Here is a 3,549-nt window from a genome sequence, read left to right as displayed (position 1 = left end):
GAACAACCAAGCTCGCCTCCGCTTTACCATGAATTTCTTCACGTTGTTCACTGAGCGTGTCTACCGCCTCGATAATGGTCACGTTCTCTTTTGCGGCAAGCGTTAAATCACCAGACTGGTTTTGGTTGCTATCGGCTATCAGAGTCAAGCCTGAAATCAAAATGGCCGTCTTCAACGCTCACACCATTAAAACCATCACCCAAACTGACTGACGGTTTTTCTTCACTGCTGAACGTCTGGGTGGTTTCTTTGGCTGCAAGGATTTCTATTCGGCACGCCAAATAACCGAGTCTTCAGGGTCTAGTTCGAACTCTTTGTCATAGAACATCAAGCCCTCGGCTTCCATACGCTCTACATCGAGGTTTTTGATTTTGATGCTTTCAACTATCTGATTAACGGCATCTTTCAAGTAGCGTTCATTTTCGATTTTTTGCTCATCACTAGTACTCGCATAAAAGTTGATTGTATACCTGATGGATATCCTTCGCATTCCATCATTGTCACTGATGGTCTTATCATAATAACCACATTTTATACTTGTCGTTTTACTTCCGGTGGGTGCATAGCTACCTCCGATACCTTGCAAATACGAACCAGCGCTGCAATGTATCCCTTTGATATAAGTCGTCCACATCTCTTCGAATGTAATTCCCTGAATTTTGTTCGTCTTCAAAAAATCAGGCTCCGTAAAATAACGCCCATAGTCTTCATCAAAATCACTATTAAAATAGTAGTCATCTTCTGGAGAGATATAGTTATCAGTGCTAATTCTCAGGTTCATAATGCTTGGGTTAGCATTTGATAACCCTATCCACTGTACTGCCGAATTCTCGCTACTCGTCCCACCATACAATACTCTCCAATCTCTATTTTTATATAAGTACCAGTCTTGTTTTGGCGGGTTAAAGGCGATATAAGGGTTTTCGATAACATCCGCATCGGTTAAATAAAAGTACTTTCCCCCAGAGCAACCTGAAACAAAGATAAGTATCAAAAGAGACACCGTTGCATTTATTAATTTTTTCATGGTTGTTTTGCTCCGCAGACCGCTGTGGGTAAATCCCCGCAATTATAATTACTATGTGGTGATTCATCAGAAAATAACATCGCGGCATTTTTATAAGTGTCTAAATTTACTGTATCTTTTATAGTCGTTAATACCGTATTTCCTCTGTTCCCATCATCTTCGACGTTCTTACCAAGGTTCTCACCAACAAAATCACCTTTATTAGTATAATTTCCTCTAAAATCAAACTTTGCATCTTCGACCACTTGCTTCATATCCTCGGTATTTACCGGTGAACCATATCCAGCGAAGGTTGGAATTCCTTTATCGTTCAAACCATTATCAAAGTAAGTTGGGCCTTTAAAACCTCCCTGATCATAACTATCTTTGCCTGTAATATACTCAAGACCACTCTTGGTAAGCAGATTCCCCTGTGAATGGTTAGCAAAATTGGAACCATTGCTACCTTGCGCTGTTGTGGTATCACGGATAAATTCACCTGTCTGTTTCGCCATGCCTGTGGTTCCGCCCACTTTATCTACGAAAGACTCTAGACCGTCACCTACGAATCCATGAGTTGGATTGTAATTAACGTTGAGCAACACACTGCCATAACCGGCACTATCCTTATCGTAGTTGTGGGTCTGGCTAAGAACATTCTTAATTGCATCTCCCTCGCTATTCATCATACCATTGGTGCCATTCTGGAAGGTTGATGTGCCTTCAGTAACTTTGACCGGGGCTTTACTTATCAACAAGTTCATTCCCCTCAGTTTACTCTGAGTTTCTTCCGACGCTTTTATGTAATAGTCACTCTCTTCAATAGGGATATAGTTGTCTAACTGTTCATTCTTTAACATATCAGCAGTACCTACCTGAAGCACTTTGTTTTGTACATCAGTATCACCTAACAGCACTGGGATTTGGGCTACTATGCCACCATTCGTTTCGTCACTAGGTAGTATCCCACCTGTATAAAAGCTCAACTCATTAAGTAATTCACCCACAGCATTCTCAACTATATTACCACCTTCTGCGGCTGGCACGTTCTGAGCAGTTTTTTGTATGTTGTTTCCGAACTCATCCATCTCTTTTCCTATCTGCGCCCGACCTTCTTCACTCAACAAGCGGTGATCAACCGTAACATCTATATCCCCCTGCTTACGGTCAACGCTGAACAGGTCTTTTTCGGTGTTGTCGATATCGCGGTTGAGGCGAGACGTGTCGTCGGAAGACTCTAAATCCCCTATGTTTAAGTTACCTTGGCCGATGGTTGCCAGCGTCTTGCTCTTGTCGTAACCAGACGTGTTTTTGTATTGAAGGGACGTTGAGTTATTGGTTGAATCCAGCTCACCATTATTGATACCGACACTACTATTAAGGCCTAAGCTTTGATCTTGACTGTAGCGAGTATTAGAAAGGTCGGCATACGTTAATGACCCCGTGGTTAGGTTAAGTTTTCCACTGTCTTTGCCCTCTTCGTCTAAAGCCGCAATGGTGGCACCTTTAATATCTGTGTTGCCACCAACATTGATATCTAAGCTACCATTTGACGTTAAGCTGGTTACAACCGTTTGCTTGCTGCTTGTTCGTCCATTAGATGCATTGAAGCCACCATTGCCACCAGTAACATCTCCCATATTAGTAACATCTTTAGCCAAACCTTCAGGGGCCGCACCTTTTCCGTCCGATACACCGCCGCCAGACATCGAAATACCACCACTGATGCCCATACCTTTGTTACTTGAACTATGGCGGTCCTGCAGCGAAGCGACATTCAAGTCACCACCCACGTCTAGCGTCAAGCTCTCTCCGGCATCAACCGTTGCCCCTTTAATGTTGGTGTCTTGCGCAGAGGCAATACTGATATTGTCTGCGCTTAATTGACTGTTGTTATGCGTGGTTGACGCGGATGTGCTTTGGTTTCGGTTGACGCTTGCATTGAGGTTAATGCCCGATGAGGCACCATACACCGTCATCGATGCGCCAATCTTACCAGATTGAGTTTCAGACTTACTGCTGTGAGTATCTTGAGAAGCGGTGATATTCACCTCATTGGCTGCGAGAGACAGAGTGTCGTTAGCCGCAAGCTCAGAGCCTTGGATATTCAGTTGATTGCCCGTGTTATTACCAGCGCTTATCTTGATATTTTGCCCACTTAACGCAGACCCCACTGAGGTGGTCGTTTGAGAGCTAGACTCGGTTTGGCTTGCTTCAATATCTAAATGAAGGCCTGCATTGAAGCCATAGGTGCCCGAGCTTTGCGCTGCGGCTGCCGTTTGCTGGGTAAGACCGGTGGTTTTGGACACCACATCTTCAGCAGCCAGCGCTACGCCAGCGACATACCACGCTTCATCGCTTTTCACTTCGCTGATGAGGTCATTGAGCTCTTCAATGTCTGCAAAGGTGACCCCCGGCTTCTTATCTGCGTACTCCTGCTCTAGTGTAGCGAGTGTCGACTCTAGAGAATCCAAACCTTTCTTATACTGTTTATAGTCTTGCTCAGCTTGTTTAAGTTTCTTCGTTGATTTTTGGAGCGCTTG

2 protein-coding genes are annotated in these 3,549 nt (G+C 44.1%); both read right to left on the bottom strand.

Annotated elements, in window-relative coordinates:
* Nucleotides 1-265: 265 nt before the first annotated feature.
* Complete coding sequence (locus tag QTN94_RS19355; RefSeq protein WP_331428584.1) at nt 266-1,027, bottom strand: hypothetical protein; 762 nt, start codon at nt 1,025-1,027, stop codon at nt 266-268.
* A partial coding sequence (locus QTN94_RS19350) for a hemagglutinin repeat-containing protein (protein ID WP_331428583.1) occupies nt 1,024-3,549 on the bottom strand: 2,526 nt, incomplete at its 5' end. The genes QTN94_RS19355 and QTN94_RS19350, both read right to left, overlap by 4 nt.

The organism is Vibrio sp. M250220, from assembly GCF_036533795.1.
Classification (GTDB): domain Bacteria; phylum Pseudomonadota; class Gammaproteobacteria; order Enterobacterales; family Vibrionaceae; genus Vibrio.
This window is presented reverse-complemented; position numbering and strand designations above follow the sequence as displayed.

What these genes read in the sequence shown, in the direction of transcription:
- QTN94_RS19355 (WP_331428584.1), bottom strand. Translation starts at nt 1,027, where the DNA reads ATGAAAAAATTAATAAATGCAACGGTGTCTCTTTTGATACTTATCTTT.